This is a genomic window from Actinomadura sp. 3N508, assembly GCF_044326375.1.
In the GTDB taxonomy this organism is placed as follows: domain Bacteria; phylum Actinomycetota; class Actinomycetes; order Streptosporangiales; family Streptosporangiaceae; genus Spirillospora.
Genome location: NZ_JBIRAX010000010.1, coordinates 282,635 through 295,001 on the forward strand (window position 1 = coordinate 282,635; position 12,367 = coordinate 295,001).

Here is a 12,367-nt window from a genome sequence, read left to right on the forward strand (position 1 = left end):
TCCGGCCAGGCCCTCCCGCGCCCCGTCCACCCGCGCCACGGCCGCCCGCGCCATCGCCGCTGCCCGTGCCGCCCCTGCCGACCGACTCGGGTCCACCGGCGCGCAAGGGCCGCCTGGCGACGTTCGTCCGCGGACGGTGGCTCAGGACGATCCCCGGCCGTATCGGCACGCACGTCGCCCTGTGCCTGGCCGCGATCCTCGTGCTGCTGGTGGTCATGAACGTCGCGATCGGGAACGCGCGCGACTCCGTCCAGACGATCGGGCACGACGCGGGCCCGCAGGTCGTCACGACCAGCACGCTGTACTTCGCGCTCAGCGACATGGACGCGCAGATCTCCAACATCCTGCTCATCGGCCGCGAGCACGGCCTCGGCATCGGCTACGACGAGTCCCTCCGCCTCTACGAGCAGCGCCGCGCGGAGGCCGACGCCGCCGCCGTGATGGCCGCGCAGCTCGCCGGACGCGACCCGGCCCTGCGCCGCACCGTCCAGGAGGTCCTCGACGGCCTCGGCAAGTACGAGCGCCTCGTCGGGCAGGCCATGAAGCTGGACGAGCAGGCCGCCCACGCGCCGGGCCAGCTCCCGCCGGACGTCATCGACGCCTACCGCCAGGCGACCGACCTGATGAGGACGCAGCTCCTGCCCAAGGCGTACAACATCACGCTCGACACGGGCGCGCACGTCCGGCAGTCGTACGAGACGAAACGCTCGGCGGTGCTCGCGGGCCGCACCTGGGTCGCCGTCACCGGACTGATCGTCCTGCTGTTCCTGGCCGCGACGCAGCTCTACCTGACGCGGACGTTCCGCCGCGTCCTCAACCCGGCGCTGGTCCTCGCGACGCTCGCCGCGCTCGCCCTCACCTGCGCCGGCGCGGCCCTCCTGACGACGCAGGCCGGGCACATGGAGAAGGCCAAGGAGGACGGCTTCGACTCGATCCTGCAGTTGTGGAGGGCCCGAGCGATCAGCCACAGCGCGTTCGCCGACGAGAGCCGCTACCTCCTCGACCCCGGCCGCGCCGACACCTACGAGCAGACCTACCTCGACAAGTCGCTGTCGGTCATCTACCCCGACATCGGCGACAAGCCCGTGAACCTGGAGAACTACTACGCGGGCCTGGAACAGAAGCTCGGCCCTTACAAGCCCGGCCAGAAGGACGTCCCGTTCCTCGGCTTCTTCGGGGACGAGGCACGCCGCATGGAGCACGGCCGCGAGGCGGACGCGCTGAAGAAGACGCTCGACGCGTACCGGACCGTCCAGCGCAACGACGCGCAGATGCGGCGGCTCGCGGCGGCCGGGAACCGGGCGGGCGCCATCGAGATGCGGATGGGGCGCACGTCCGGCGCGATCCGCGACTTCGGCGCCTACGACAAGGCGCTGAGCGAGCTGACGGCCGTCCACCAGGACGTCTTCGACAGGGAGATCGAGGACGCGGACGGCGGCCTGCGCGGCTGGAAGGCGATCCCGGCGGGCGGCGCCGCCGTCATCGCCCTGCTGATCTTCGCGGGGGTCCGTCCCCGGCTGGCCGAGTTCCGCTGAAGGAGACGAACATGCACCCCACCCCCCGCTCCGCCGCGACCGCCGCGGCGCTGGCCGCCGTCGCCGGGCTTTCGGGCTGCGGCCTGGGCGGCTCGGAGAAGGAGAGCATGTCCCACAAGGAGTCCCTGGTCATCGGCGTGAAGGAGGACCAGCCGGCGCTCGGCGTCAAGCGCCCGGACGGGACCTACGAGGGCTTCGACGTCGACGTCGCCACCTACATCGCGGGCCGGCTGGGCATCCCGAAGAACCGCCTGACGTTCAAGACGACGAACTCCTCCGTCCGCGAGGAGGCCCTCGCCAAGGGCACCGTCGACATGATCGTCGCGACGTACTCGATCACCGCGAAGCGCAAGATGAAGGTCACCTTCGGCGGCCCGTACTACGTCGCCCACCAGGACACCTTCGTCCGCGCCGACGCCGCCGCGATCAACGACGTGCGGGACCTGAAGGGCAAGCGGATCTGCGAGGTGACCGGCTCGAACTCCTGGCGCCGCGTCATCGAGGAGCGCAAGGTCGCCGCGCAGCCGGTCACCGTGAACACCTACGGCGCCTGCATGGACGCCCTCGCCGCGGGCCGCCTCGACGCCGTCTCCACCGACGACCTGATCCTCGCCGGGTTCGCCGCCGGCCGCCCCGGACGGATGATCAACGCGCCGTTCACCGACGAGAAGTACGGCGTCGGCCTCAAGAAGGGCGACCTGAAGGGGTGCGAGGAGGTCAACCGCGCCATCACCCGCATGTACCAGGACGGCACGGCCCAGCGCCTGCTGGACAAGTGGTTCGGCAAGTCGGGCCTCAAGCTGAACACCAGCGTCCCCCAGTTCGAGGGGTGCAGCTGAGGCCGGGTCAGGATCGGGTGGTCTTCGATGGGAGCGTGCTCAACGCCTCGCGGAGCGTGTCGTAGATCGGGATGAACTTGTCGATCCCGGTGATGTGGAAGACCCGCTGGACGCGCGGCGGCAGCGCCACCAGCGCGACGACCGAGCCGTGCTCGGCGGCGCGGCGGTTGGCGGCGACGATCGCGTTCAGGCCCGTCGAGTCGCAGAACGTGACCTCGCGCATGTCGACGACCATGGGCTCACCGGAGTCCACGACCTCGAACAGCGCCTCCTCGAAGCGCGTGCGGGATACCACGTCGATGTCCCCGTGCACACGTACGAGGGTGCAGCGGTCGTCGCGCATCAGGTTGATGTCGAAGTCCATGGTCACCTCACGCCCCACTCCGGCGGTACCCGGCCATCTCAGGTGACTCCTCAGGATTGCGCACCCGTGCCCGCAATCCAAGCTCTTCCCGGGAAAAGGACCAGGTCGTCCGGTGGCGCCCCGGACCGTAACACGGCCGGACGGCACCCCCGGTACCCGCTCTAGACACTACCCGACGGGACCTTCCGGAGCGTCCCGCCGCGTCCCGGGACATCCGGGAAACGTCACAATAACTTACTCAAGCGAAACTTACTACATAGTAAGGAATGGCGGATAAGGCCCTGTGCGGCATGCTTGACCTGCGGATGGGCAATTCCTGGCCGGGCACGCACGTTGAAAGCAGGGCGCTGACTCGGGGACGGATCGGCGCAGACGTTACAGTGGCGGTGGGAGAATTCAGGAGGGCCGGGTGTTCTACACGTTCATGACGCGCGTCGTGCGTCCGATCCTCTGGCTGCTTTTCCGCCCCCGCGTCGTCGGCGGCGAGAACGTGCCGAGCTACGGGCCGCTGATCGTGGCGAGCAACCACCTGTCGTTCATCGACAGCTTCATCATCCCCCTCGCCGTCCCCCGCCCCGTCACCTACATCGCCAAGGCCGCCTACTTCGAGGGCGGCGGGCTCAAGAAGGGCTTCGTCCGCTGGTTCCTCACGAACCTCGGGCACGTGCCCGTCCGGCGCGGCGCCCGCCGCGCCGCCATGGGCGCGCTGGAGCAGGCCGCCGAGGTGCTGGAGAACGCCGGCGCGTTCGCGATCTACCCGGAGGGCACCCGCTCCCCGGACGGACGGCTCTACCGCGGCCGCACCGGCATCGGCTGGCTCGTCCTGGAGTCAGGCGCCCGCGTGCTGCCCGTCGCGCTGGAGGGCACCGAGAAGATCCAGCCGATCGGCGCGTCCCTGCCGCGCGTGTTCGGCCCGCGCCCCACCGTCCGCATCGGTCCGCCGATGGACTTCTCCCACTACCGCGACCTGGCGCCCGCCAAGGCACGCCGCGCCATCGCCGACGAGATCGTCGAGACGATCCAGAAGATGTCCGGCCAGGAGTACGCCGCCGAGTACAACGATCGCGCCGAGCAAGGCTGACCCGATTCGTCCCGAAGGCGTGTCGTCCGCGGCGACTCGCCCCTTCTGCGCTTAGGGTCGCCGCCATGGCGCACAGGCTCCTCCCGATCGCGCTGCTGTCGACGGCCGCAGCGGTCACCGCGTGCAGCGGCGGCGGCGAACGCGCTCGTCCCGTCCACGGCACCGCCCCCGCCGAGATCGCGGGCGTCGGCTACACCTCCGCCGAACTCGCCCAGGCGCTCCTCATCCACGTCCCCGGCTACCGCCGCGCGGGCGAGCCCGACTCGGGCGAGTACGGGTCGCTCAAGGCCGTCCAGAACGCCGCCAGGCTGCAGCGCGACACCGTCCTCGACAAGCCCCGCTGCGGGACGGCCGGCCCCGGCGGTGCCGTCGCCCCCGACGTCCCCGCCGCCCTCGTCACCTTCGCCAAGAAGGGCATGACCGTCACCGAGACGCTGATGGGCATGCCCGCCGCCGACGCCGAGAAGCAGGTCAACGCCCGCGTCCCCGCCGACTGCCTGACCTTCCGCACCAAGGTCGGCACCCACCGCGCCACGCACCGCGTCGTCGAGACCCCGAAGGGCGAGATCGGCGAGGGCTCCCGCACCGTGGGCGTGGCCACCACGACCGGCACCACCGGCACCCGCACCTGGTACGTCGTCTTCCGCGGCCGCCACTACCTGGCCACGATCACCCTCCACGGCCCCACAGCCACAAGAGCCGAAGCCGAACGCCTAGCCCAAGCCTCCCGCAGACAAGCCGCCAAGATCCTGCCGTAGTCCATTGGGGGGTGCGATTACCCCCCGAACGCTGGCGCCACGTACACCGTGCGCGGCGGGTGATACTCGACCACGACGACGATCGTTCCGACGCCGATCTCGTCACGCGGATCGACGGGATGCGCGTAGAACGCCTCGACCCCGCCGCGGACCGGGATCATCACCTCCCCGACCGTCCCGGGAGCGACCCTGCCGGTCACCCGGCCCTCCTTACCGATCAACGACACTCCCTGGTCCGACCCGCCCGGAGCCGCTCTCCGCGCAACGTAAAGCGAACGCTATCCGGAACCCCCGCCACATGCACCGCGAGGGCACCCGTCCGACACTGGCCCCGCCGGTTGAACTGCGACCCGGCAGGTTGAACCTCAGCCGACGGTTGCGGGCAGGCACGCGGAGCGAGCGCCAGCGAGCGCAGCGGGCATGCCCGGCGCGCCGCGTCCCCGCAGCGCAGGGAGCGCCAGCGACCGGAGCGAGGAGACCCGTGCCGCGCAGCCGGGGGGCTCGGGGGGTCGCCCCCCCCGATAGAGAGGGGTCTCTGGGGAGTTGTCCCACAATGGCCGTGTCCAGGGCGAACCGAACGATCGTCCGTTGCGTCTACTGGAAAACGCGGGCGTGCCTGATCACGGGGGCCGGCCGCGCACAACCGAAGAGGAGGCCGTCATGCCCGTGCTCGTGGTGGCGATCGCAGCCGTCGTCGCCCTCATTGTTCTGATCATCTTGTTCAAGCTGGTCTGGCGGGTCGCGGAGCCGAACGAGGCGCTGATCATCTCGGGGCTCGGTGCACGGTCCAAGCCGATCGACGGTGTGGACAGCCTCGGGTTCAAGATCGTGACGGGCAAGGGGACCGCCGTCATGCCGGGGTTCCAGACGTCCCGGCGGCTGCGCCTGGACAGCCGGGCATCCAACCTCGAAGTGAACTGCGTGACGCAGCAGGGCATCCCGGTCAAGGTCCGCGGCGTGGTCATCTACAAGGTCGGCGACGACTTCGTCTCGATCGCCAACGCGGCGCGCCGGTTCCTGGAGCAGCAGAAGTCGATGGACGGCGCCATCCACGAGCTGTTCACCGGGCACCTCCGCTCGATCATCGGCAACCTCACCGTCGAGGACCTCATCCTCAACCGGGAGCGGCTCACCTCGGAGACCCGCGGGTCGGCCGCCGACGAGATGAGCAAGCTCGGCCTGATCGTGGACTCGCTGCAGATACAGGAGATCGACGACGAGACCGGCTACATCCGCAACCTCGGGCGGCCGCACGCGGCCCGGGTCGCCGCCGCCGCCCGGATCGCCGAGGCCGAGCGCAACCAGGAGGCGACCGTCCGGGAGCAGGAGACCGAGCGGGAGAACGCGGCGGTCATCCGCGACACCAATATCAAGAAGGCCGAGTACGACGGCCAGGTGAAGCAGGCCGAGCAGCAGGCCCGCCAGGAGGTCATCACCAGGGAGACCCGCAACGCCGAGCTGGAGGCCGAGCGGACCGAGAAGCGGCTGGAGAGCGAGATCCGCAAGCCCGCGGACGCCCGCGCGTACGAGCAGGTCAAGCTGGCCGAGGCGGAGCGCGAGGAGCGCATCGCGCAGGCCCAGGCCGCGGCGACCGAGATCCAGCTGCGGGCGCAGCGGGAGGCGGAGGCGACCCGGCTGCGCGGTGAGGCCGAAGCCCACGCGACGCGCCAGAAGGGTCTCGCGGAGGCGGAGGCGATCAAGGCGCGGGCGGAGGCGCTGGCCAAGAACACCGACGCCGTCATCGCGCAGCAGCTCGCCGAGCAGTGGCCGCAGATCGTCGAGGCGGGCGCGGGCGTGTTCGGCAACGTCGACAACATGATCGTGCTGAACGGCGCCCAGGGCATCGAGGACATGCTCGCCAAGGCGCTCACGCTCGGCGGCACCGGACTCGGCGTGGCCCGCCAGCTCCTCGGCAACCTGAACGTCCCCGACGGCAATCCGCAGAACGGTCACGCCCCGGTCGTCCCCGCGACGGTGCCGGTCGAGGCCCCCCAGGAGAAGAACGACGACGAGTGACGTCGCGCGTTCCGTGAAAGGCCCGGCCTCGGGCCGGGCCTTCTCATTTCCATCGGGGGATCCGGAGGCCCCAATAGACTTCCGGCATGTCCGTCCCGCGGCTCGCCGTCTCCGTCGATCTCGTCGTGCTCACCGTGCGGGAGCAGCGGCTGTGCGCCCTGCGGTGGCGGCGTGACAGGGATCCCTACCTCGGCGCGTGGTCGCTGCCAGGCGGGTTCATCCAGCTTGACGAGGATCTTCCTGCGGCGGCGTCGCGGTTGATGGCCGAGCGGGCCGGCCTGGCGGACGTTCGCATCCATCTTGAGCAGCTGGCCACCTACGGGTATCCCGACCGTGACCCTCGGCAGCGGGTAGTGAGCGTCGCGTATCTGGGGCTGGCGCCTGATCTGCCCGCTTCGAGCCGTGCGCAGGTGCTGTGGACGGCCGTGGACGATCTCGTCCACCAGGACAGGGCCGCCTTCGACCACCGGCGGATCCTGTGCGACGGGATGGAGCGGGCGCGGGCGAAGCTGGAGTACACGTCGCTGGCCGCCGCGTTCTGCCCTCCGGAATTTACCGTCGCCGAGCTGCGCCGCGTCTACGAGATCGTCTGGGGCACCAGCCTCGACCCCCGCAACTTCCACCGGAAGGTCACCGGCGCCGACCGATTCCTCATCCCCACCGAGCAGACGACGACCCGCGACGGCGGCCGTCCCGCCCGGCTTTACCGGCGCGGCGACGCCGAGCAGCTGCGCCCGCCGATGCTCCGGCCCCGGGGCCGCGATCTTGGTGCCTGAGCTGGGGTGATGTCGCGGGCATCGGGGGAAGGTTGCTATTTTCGCTGGCTATGAACGGTGAGTCGTCCGAAATGCTCAGCCTGCTCGTGCGGGACATCGGGGACGCCGGTGTCGCCGAGATGGCCGGGTCGCCGGGACTGGCGGCGGCCGTCGATCAGCATGTGGCGGGCCTGCGGGAGGAACTCGGCGCGCCGGGCGAGCCGCCCGGCGAGGACGAGCTGATGGGCTACCTGCATGATTTCGCCGAGGACGCGTTCAACCGCGGCTGGTGGCCGGACGATACCCGCGACTGGGAGTTCGTCCGGATTGTGGCGGTCTGCTGGATGATGCGGGACGCTGCGTAGGCTGGGGATCATCACCCCTGAGCATCTGCAAACTGGAGGACAACGGTGTCCGAGGCAACCACTCCGCGCTTCCGCTCCGTCCTCGACCGGTTCGTGGCCTACAAGCCCGGCAAGGTCGTGGTGTCGCCCGAGGGCCGCTCGTTCAAGCTGTCGTCGAACGAGTCGCCGCACGGCCCGCTCCCGTCGGTCGTGGACGCGATCGGCGAGGCGGCGCGGAACGTCAACCGGTACCCGGACAACAACGCGACCGCGCTGACCGAGGAGATCGCGAAGTTCTGCGGCGTCCCCGCCGACCATGTGGCGGTCGGCTGCGGCTCGGTGGGCATGACGCAGATGCTTCTGGAGGCCGTCGCCGAGCCGGGCGCGGAGGTCGTGTACGCGTGGCGGTCGTTCGAGGCCTACCCGCTGCTGGTGTCGCTGTCGGGCGCGACGGCCGTGCAGGTGCCGCTGCGGGACGAGGCGCACGACCTGACCGCGATGGCCGCCGCGATCACCAGCCGGACGCGGCTGATCTTCCTGTGCAACCCGAACAACCCGACGGGCACGATCGTCCGGAAGGCCGAGATCGAGGCGTTCCTGGACCGCGTCCCGTCCGACTGCCTGGTCGTGCTGGACGAGGCGTACCGCGAGTACGTCCGCGACGACGGCGTCCCCGACGGCCTCACCCTCTACGGCGACCGCCCGAACCTCGCGATCCTGCGGACGTTCTCCAAGGCCTACGGGCTCGCCGGGCTCCGTATCGGCTTCCTCGTCGCGCACCCGCTGGTGGCCGGGGCGATCCGCAAGACGTTCCTGCCGTTCAGCGTGAACTCGGTCGCGCAGGCCGCGGGCATCGCGTCCCTGGCGGCCACTGACGAGCTGCTGGAGCGCGTCGAGGGGACGGTGAAGGAGCGCGACCGCGTCCGGGACGCGCTGATCGCCGACGGCTGGACGGTCCCGCAGACCGAGGCCAACTTCGTCTGGCTGCGCCTCGGCCCCCGGACGATGGAGTTCTCCGAGGCCTGCGACGCGCAGGGGATCAGCGTCCGGCCGTTCGCCGGGGAGGGCGCCCGCGTCTCGATCGGATCGCCCGAGGAGAACGACGCGTTCCTCGCGGTCGCCAAGTCCTTCCCGCACCGCAACTGAACGTCGGCACCTGAGCGCGGGCATCTGAGCGGTTGACAGGCCCCCGGACGCGCGTGTCGCGTCCGGGGGCCTGCCGCGTCGCCCTCGTCAGCTTGTCTTGGCCGTGGGGCCGAGCTTCTCGACGATCAGGCGGTAGAGCTGGCGCGGACGGCCGGGCTGCGGCGTCCGGTTCGGCGGCAGCGGCCAGGCGAGGCCCTCTTCGACCAGGGTGCGCAGGAGGCGGCGGGCGGTGCGCGGGGTGACGCCGAGCATCTTGCCGGCGTTCTCCGCGTCGACGATCAGCGGCTGCTCCTGGTCGCCGAGCTTGTCGGCCAGGCGCGCGAGGATCTCCAGCCCCTTGGGCTTGGCCTGCGGCTGCGTGCGCGGCGGGGTGCGGGGCGCCGGGACGAGGGCCCGGCCGTCGCGGTCCAGGGCGAAGCCCTGGGCGCGCTGGGAGCTCTGGGAGCGGGCGAGGGCGGCGCGGGCGTGGTTCTCGGCCTCGTGGGCGGTGCGGCCCATGCCGATGCCGACCTCGATGGCGAGGCCGAGCTCCTCGCGGACCCGTTCGACGAACGGAGGCGTGCGGAAGCCCTCGGTGGACGCGGTGACGGAGCCGCGGGTCGCGATGACGAGGTAACTGTGATCGTCCAGCGGCCACACGGACGCGTTCATCCGGTGCGCCTCCTGGAGGAGGACGCGGTGGAGGGCGAGTTTCAGCTCGTCACGCCAGTAGCGCGGGGTGACGCGGCGGGGCGTCTCGCGGAGGGTCGGGACGTCCACCAGCACGACGACGAGCTGGGACTCCTCCAGGCGGTGGTGCGCGCCGAGCAGCGCGGCGGTCTGCAGGGAGCTGCGGATCGCGGCCCCGGTGGGACGGACGCGAATGGTCGGGACGCCCGCCATCTCCATCCGTTCCGCGGTGGCGTGCACGCAGGTCATCGCGACGGTCGTCGCGCCGCGCCGCCACAGCCGCTCGTGGAACGCGGCGAGCGTGCCGGGCCCGGCGGCCTCCTCGCGCAGGTGGACCTGCTCGGTGCCGAGGCTGATCTCGGAGTACGCCTCCTCGACCTCGGCCCGGCCGAGCACGTCGATGCTCACCCTGGACGGGTCGAAGCGCTCGTCGAGGGAGGCCCGCAGTAATGCGCCCTGGAGCGCGGCGCCGTTCAGCGGGACGTAGGTGGCGGGCATGGTGAGCACGCCCGCTTTTCGTGCGAAGTCGTAGGGGACGGGACTTGCGAACAAGCACACGTCCACGCCCGATCCCAGCCGCACGACCTTGTCGGCGGCCTCCTGCTCGTCTCGGTAGGCGGCGGCCACCAGCCGGCTTGGTACCGGCGTGGGGCCGTGGCCCATCAGCATGACCCTTTCGACCAGGTCATGGGGGCCCACGACGCCGATCGTGAGGTCGGGGGTGACCGACCCCGTTCGTGCGGCCGTCATCGATGATCGCTCGCTTCCGGTCCATCCTCTCGGCGGGGGTCCGGCCCCGACCACGCGTTCGCGCACGCTCCGCCCAACCGTTGACTCATGGCATGTAGCCCCTGCCTTCTGACCCAGCACCGCTTGGCCGTCCCTCCAGCCCCACCCACCACCGTTAGGCGGAGGGGCCCTTGAGGGCAGATCGGGTCAGGGCACCGTTGTGTGACGCTCAGACCCGAAATCGAATCAAGAGTGCTGCGAAAAAGTAACCTACGCGACCCCCTAGTCAGTAATTTGTCACCATTCGGCCAGTCATGATCCTGCATCTTGGGTCGTCCGAAGTCGAAAAACAAGACCCGAAATCAGCCGCGGACGACCCTTCTGGCGCTGTTGCGCACTGTGAAGACCCGCAAGGCGCCGGTTTGGTTTACGCGGGGCCGAAACCCGTCCGTCCCGATGCCGACCGGGCCGGAAAGACGAGTGATCCGTTACGGCCGGGCCGATCAGCGGGGTCGGTGATTTTCTACCGCGTTACGGCCCGTCCGAACAGGACCGTTCCACCTTGCCTCTTCCCAGCTCAGTGAGACGCGAACCGGCGGGCCTGGGAGATGTTCCAACCGCGATACGTGATCAGATGATCACGCGCTGCTGAACAATTTCCCGGCCCGCCGTTACACGATCCGTCAGGTGCTACTCCCGAGTTGGTCAGGACGGGGCCACATTCGGCCGATTCGCCGTCCCGCGCCCAGAAGCGCCTCGGGCGCACGGCCGCCGGGGGCCGCCATGCCCGCCCCGGACCGCCGCGCCCGCCCGGCGGCTAGTCGGCCTCGCGGACGATCTCGGCGCCGAGCTGGGACAGGCGCTCGGCGGTGTGCGCGTGGCCGCGGTCGAGGTAGTAGGCGGCGGTGATCGTCGTCTCGCCCTCGGCGGCGAGCCCGGCGAGGACGAGGGCGCTGCCGCAGCGCAGGTCATGGGCCTCGACCTCGGCGCCGCGCAGGCCGCGCGGGCCGTTCACCTTGGCGCGGTTGCCGTCCACCTCGATGTCGGCGCCCATCTTGCCGAGCTCGTCGGCCAGCTTGAACCGGCCGTCGAAGATCCGCTCGTAGATGTAGGACGGCCCCTCGGCGAGGCAGGACAGCGCCATCATCGGCGACTGCAGGTCGGTGGCGAAGCCCGGGTACTCGTCGGTGATGACGTTGATCGGGCGGAGCGTCCGGTCGCGGCGGACCTGCAGCACCGCGCCCTGCTGGTGGAACTCCACGCCCATCTGCTCCAGCTTGTCGGCCGCGACGCCGAGGTGCTCCAGCGAGGCGCCGACCAGGTTCAGCTCGCCGCCGGTGATCGCGGCGGCCATCACGAACACGCCCGCGTCGATCCGGTCGGGCATCACGGTGTGCTCGACGGCGGTCAGCTCGTCCACGCCCTCGACGGTGACGAACCCGGTGCCGCCGCCGCTGATCTTGGCGCCCATCGCCTGGAGGATCGCGATGTTGTCGAGCACCTCGGGCTCCAGCGCCGCGTTCTTGATCAGCGTGGTGCCGCGGGCCAGCGCCGCCGCCATGATCAGGTTCTCGGTGCCGGTGTGCGAGGGGGTGTCGCAGTAGAGCGTCCCGCCGCGCAGGTCGCCGGCCTTGATGTGGATGATGCCGTCGCCGTTGTCGGCCACGTGCTCGGTGACCGTGGCGCCCATCCGCTTGAAGCCGTTGTAGTGGAAGTCGAGGTTGCGGCTCCCGAGGTTGCAGCCGCCGACGCCCTCGATGACCGCCTCGCCGAGCCGGTGCAGCAGCGCCGGGACGAACAGGAACGAGCCGCGGAACCGGGACGCGATGTCGGCGGGCAGCACCGGGCTGCTCAGCGACGACGCGTCGATCACCAGCGTGCGCTCGGTCTCGTGCAGCTCGGCCTTCGCCCCCACGGCCCGCGCGAGCTCCACGGCGCGCCGGACGTCCTCGATGATCGGGACGTTGCGCAGGACGGTGCGGCCCTTGGAGGCCATCAGCGAGGCGCCGATCATCGGCAGTACGGCGTTCTTGGCGCCCTGGACGAATACGGTGCCGTGCAGCCGCTGCCCACCGCGCACGCGATAACGAACCTCGTGGCCCATGCTCATGCCGCCTTACTCCTTCTCGGT

At 70.6% G+C, this 12,367-nt stretch carries 12 protein-coding genes; 8 read left to right on the forward strand and 4 right to left on the reverse strand.

Features of this window, described 5'->3' with window-relative positions; all coding sequences use genetic code 11:
• Positions 1-65: 65 nt before the first annotated feature.
• Both ACH34S_RS31675 and ACH34S_RS31680 read left to right on the forward strand, forming a co-directional pair.
• Entirely contained in the window at positions 66-1,535 is a 1,470-nt protein-coding gene (locus ACH34S_RS31675; protein ID WP_395956509.1) for a hypothetical protein, read from the forward strand.
• 11 nt (positions 1,536-1,546) lie between these two features.
• On the forward strand, positions 1,547-2,374 hold the full coding sequence (locus ACH34S_RS31680) for a glutamate ABC transporter substrate-binding protein (protein ID WP_395956510.1): 828 nt from the start codon (positions 1,547-1,549) through the stop codon (positions 2,372-2,374).
• 7 nt (positions 2,375-2,381) lie between these two features.
• Here the strand turns inward: ACH34S_RS31680 and ACH34S_RS31685 are convergent, their stop codons facing one another.
• A complete protein-coding gene (locus ACH34S_RS31685; protein ID WP_395956511.1) occupies positions 2,382-2,738 on the reverse strand; it encodes an STAS domain-containing protein in 357 nt (118 codons plus the stop codon).
• Positions 2,739-3,147: 409 nt separating this feature from the next.
• Between ACH34S_RS31685 and ACH34S_RS31690 the strand changes: the two genes are divergently transcribed.
• Together ACH34S_RS31690 and ACH34S_RS31695 are read left to right on the forward strand one after the other, a co-directional pair.
• Positions 3,148-3,819 carry a lysophospholipid acyltransferase family protein gene (locus ACH34S_RS31690; RefSeq protein ID WP_395956512.1) on the forward strand — a complete coding sequence of 224 codons (672 nt, stop codon included), beginning with the start codon at positions 3,148-3,150 and terminating at the stop codon, positions 3,817-3,819.
• Between the two features lie 65 nt (positions 3,820-3,884).
• A complete protein-coding gene (locus tag ACH34S_RS31695; protein WP_395956513.1) occupies positions 3,885-4,577 on the forward strand; it encodes a hypothetical protein in 693 nt (230 codons plus the stop codon).
• A gap of 17 nt (positions 4,578-4,594) precedes the next feature.
• Here ACH34S_RS31695 and ACH34S_RS31700 read toward each other — a convergent pair whose 3' ends face one another.
• Entirely contained in the window at positions 4,595-4,777 is a 183-nt protein-coding gene (locus tag ACH34S_RS31700; protein WP_395956514.1) for a hypothetical protein, read from the reverse strand.
• A 460-nt stretch (positions 4,778-5,237) separates the two neighbouring features.
• Here ACH34S_RS31700 and ACH34S_RS31705 point away from each other — a divergent pair, with 460 nt between their 5' ends.
• The 4 genes from ACH34S_RS31705 (at position 5,238) to hisC (ending at position 8,838) form a co-directional block, all read left to right on the forward strand.
• Positions 5,238-6,593 (forward strand): flotillin family protein, encoded by a 1,356-nt coding sequence (locus tag ACH34S_RS31705; RefSeq protein WP_395956515.1) that lies wholly within the window; start codon positions 5,238-5,240, stop codon positions 6,591-6,593.
• An 86-nt stretch (positions 6,594-6,679) separates the two neighbouring features.
• Positions 6,680-7,369, forward strand: coding sequence for an NrtR DNA-binding winged helix domain-containing protein (locus ACH34S_RS31710; RefSeq protein ID WP_395956516.1), 690 nt, complete (start codon positions 6,680-6,682; stop codon positions 7,367-7,369).
• Positions 7,370-7,419: 50 nt separating this feature from the next.
• Positions 7,420-7,713: a DUF6401 family natural product biosynthesis protein gene (locus ACH34S_RS31715; RefSeq protein WP_132173029.1), complete on the forward strand. Its 294-nt coding sequence runs from the start codon at positions 7,420-7,422 to the stop codon at positions 7,711-7,713.
• Positions 7,714-7,758: 45 nt separating this feature from the next.
• Entirely contained in the window at positions 7,759-8,838 is a 1,080-nt protein-coding gene (hisC, locus tag ACH34S_RS31720; protein ID WP_395956517.1) for a histidinol-phosphate transaminase, read from the forward strand.
• 87 nt (positions 8,839-8,925) lie between these two features.
• Here the strand turns inward: hisC and ACH34S_RS31725 are convergent, their stop codons facing one another.
• Both ACH34S_RS31725 and murA read right to left on the reverse strand, forming a co-directional pair.
• Entirely contained in the window at positions 8,926-10,257 is a 1,332-nt protein-coding gene (locus tag ACH34S_RS31725) for a transcriptional regulator (RefSeq protein WP_132173025.1), read from the reverse strand.
• Positions 10,258-11,053: 796 nt separating this feature from the next.
• Positions 11,054-12,340: a UDP-N-acetylglucosamine 1-carboxyvinyltransferase gene (gene murA / locus ACH34S_RS31730; protein WP_395956637.1), complete on the reverse strand. Its 1,287-nt coding sequence runs from the start codon at positions 12,338-12,340 to the stop codon at positions 11,054-11,056.
• Positions 12,341-12,367: the final 27 nt, after the last annotated feature.